Annotated in this window: 3 protein-coding genes; 2 read left to right on the top strand and 1 reads right to left on the bottom strand. The window is 64.4% G+C overall.

Annotated features, from left to right (window positions below; all coding sequences use genetic code 11):
• Positions 1 to 440 precede the first annotated feature (440 nt).
• Both I6U14_RS15055 and I6U14_RS15050 read left to right on the top strand, forming a co-directional pair.
• A complete protein-coding gene (locus tag I6U14_RS15055; RefSeq protein ID WP_296900338.1) occupies positions 441 to 701 on the top strand; it encodes an AbrB/MazE/SpoVT family DNA-binding domain-containing protein in 261 nt (86 codons plus the stop codon).
• A complete protein-coding gene (locus tag I6U14_RS15050; RefSeq protein WP_296900337.1) occupies positions 688 to 939 on the top strand; it encodes a hypothetical protein in 252 nt (83 codons plus the stop codon). The genes I6U14_RS15055 and I6U14_RS15050 overlap by 14 nt, the downstream gene beginning before the upstream one ends.
• Here the strand turns inward: I6U14_RS15050 and I6U14_RS15045 are convergent.
• Positions 912 to 1682, bottom strand: a complete 771-nt coding sequence (locus tag I6U14_RS15045) for a SulP family inorganic anion transporter (protein WP_296900336.1) — start codon at positions 1680 to 1682, stop codon at positions 912 to 914. The genes I6U14_RS15050 and I6U14_RS15045 overlap by 28 nt on opposite strands.
• Positions 1683 to 2448: the final 766 nt, after the last annotated feature.

The raw sequence follows: 2448 nt of genomic DNA, 5'->3' as shown, positions 1-2448 counted from the left end.
AACCGCGTTTTCGCTTCGCGTCTCGAAAAATGCCATGGAAGGCATTTTTCGAGGTGCCCTACAGGAGAAACCATGAAGCTCATCATCGTCACGCTCTGCCTGATCGCCGCGTTCACCGCGCACGCGGCTGAGGCCTCGCCCCCGGATCGGCCTGGGTCTGAGCCTCGCTGCCATCAACAGGCAGGACATCGAGCTGTGCCCACAGCTCATGCAACGGCGCAGCCGAATCGTTTCCTGAGCCCGGAATGCGGAGCCTGTGGGCTGTGTCGACGAGGGAAACGGCGGTACGGCCCGTTTTCCCCGAGACAGGTGAAGAGATTCGGTCGGGTGAGAGCGCCCGGGATCGGCCCCTGCGCTGCAGGCTGTCGTGAGTTGCCGGTCGCGGACACGCGTGCTAGATGCAGGGGGTTTCTTACCAGGTAAGAAATCGAGGAAAAAGCATGCCGACAGTCACCGTCTCTGACAAAGGCCAGGTCGTCATCCCCGCCGTCATCCGCCGCCGGCTCGGTCTGGTGCCGGGCAGCAAGCTGGATTTTGCGTTGGAAGGGAACAGCATCCGGATACGTCCGCTGAAGTCGATACCGCCTTCGCGCGCCGAGGATGGCTACGGCATGCTGCGCTGCGACCTCCCGGGGGAGCGGCGCCTTGCGGACTTCGACGTGGCGGAGGCGATGCGGGCCGAGGCAGATGATCGCCCTTGATACCAACATCCTCGCCCGCTTCTACGTCGACGACCCGAACGACCCCGATGCCGCCAAGCAGCGCCCCATCGCGCGAGCGATCATGACGAACAACCCCAGCCTGTTCGTACCCCTGACCGTGGTGTTGGAGCTGGGATGGGTCCTGCGGGCCTTCTATCGCTTCGAGGCCCCACAGATCGCCAGCGTTTTCGAACACCTGCTCGGCCTCGGTCACATCAACACCGAAGAGTCCGAGTAGAGTTTTCCTGAGCTGAATGAAGAGCCTACCGGCAGTGGTGCCGGTCCCACGCTCTGCCCCAGGTCCAATGCCCAGCTGAGCCCGATGGCGCAGACCACCGCGATCAGCGCACCGGGGATCCTGCGGGAGATCAGCCTCGCGCCGAGGATGACCGCCAGCACGGCAACCGCCGTGGCCAAGGCATAGCCGTTGACCTCGCCGAGCTGCTGCAGATCGCCCCAGACCTTGCCCAGGGTGCCGTGGCCGCTGCCCGCGAGCCCCAGCATCCCGGCGACCTGTCCGAGCGCCACCTGCACGCCCACGCCGGTCAGGAAGCCCACCAGCACCGTGCGCGACAGGAAGTCCGCGAGGAACCCCAGCCCGATGAGGCGCGCGAGCAGCAGGAACCCTGCCGCCATGAACGCGAGCACGGCGGCAAGCGCGACATACGCGTCCGAGTCCGCCGCGGCCAAACCGAGGAGTCCGGCCGCCAGGATGGCCGCCGTCGCAGAGTCGGCGCCGACGACCAGGTGCCGCGACGAGCCGAAGAGGACGAACAGGACCGCCGGAATCAGCATCGAGTAGTGCCCGGTCGCCACCGGCGTGCCGGCGATCTTGGTGTAGCCCATGACCTCCGGGATCGCGAGCGCGGCCAGCGTCAGGCCGGCGATGATCTCCGCCGGTACCTGCGATGCCTTGATGGGCAGGACTCCCTGGAGGATCGGACGACTGGAGCTGTCGGACCTTAAACGTCCTGTCGTCATGGGCCGGCCTACCGCGCTGCCGGCGGCGAGGAACGCCGGCCTGTGCCGGCGCGGGTCACTGCGGGCACGCGGGAGCCTTCGAGCGCGCCCGCCCCAACGGATCGGCCTCATTGCAGGTCGTCAGCCCTCTCAGCCAACCGCCTGCGTGTATCCACTCGAAACCAGCCCCACGGGATGCCAGCCCCGGAATGGAACCGGGCCGCAGCGGAACGCCCACAGACATCATGGCCGGGGAGGAAACAAGGGCAGCCAACACAACCCCCACGGGAGAGGGAGCTGATGCGCATCCAGCGTAGCGGGGACTGTACGGAGATAGGCAAGTGCTGCGCTGCATCATTCAGGCACTTACGGACATCACTTGAGGAATCTTCGACTTGATCTCACGCAATTCGTTACCGGCATGAGTGAAATCCGGGACATCCACATGACCTGTGGATAACCCTGTGGATGATTCGTCTGCGCTCTCGGCGGGTCAAAGGTTTGCGACGGTTTTGTCGGATTGACCAAATTTTGGCCAACAGATTTTTCTACGCAATTCAGAGTGCTATCTATTTTTACGGGTTTGTGACTGATGCTGGCGTTGATCCAGTTTGCCGCTCGGTGTCAAGCGTCGGTTGTGCAAAAGCCGGCCGCAGGACCTTTACTCACGGCCACGCCGTTTGTTCGGACGCTGCTTCAGTTTGACCCCGATCTGGACCCGGCCTCACTTTCGCGCTTAGGGAAGCGCCGATTTATTGGCGCTTCCCGCGCGGGGCAGGACGCCCCG

It is taken from the genome of Thiohalocapsa sp. (assembly GCF_019695415.1).
In the GTDB taxonomy this organism is placed as follows: domain Bacteria; phylum Pseudomonadota; class Gammaproteobacteria; order Chromatiales; family Chromatiaceae; genus Thiohalocapsa.
This window is presented reverse-complemented; position numbering and strand designations above follow the sequence as displayed.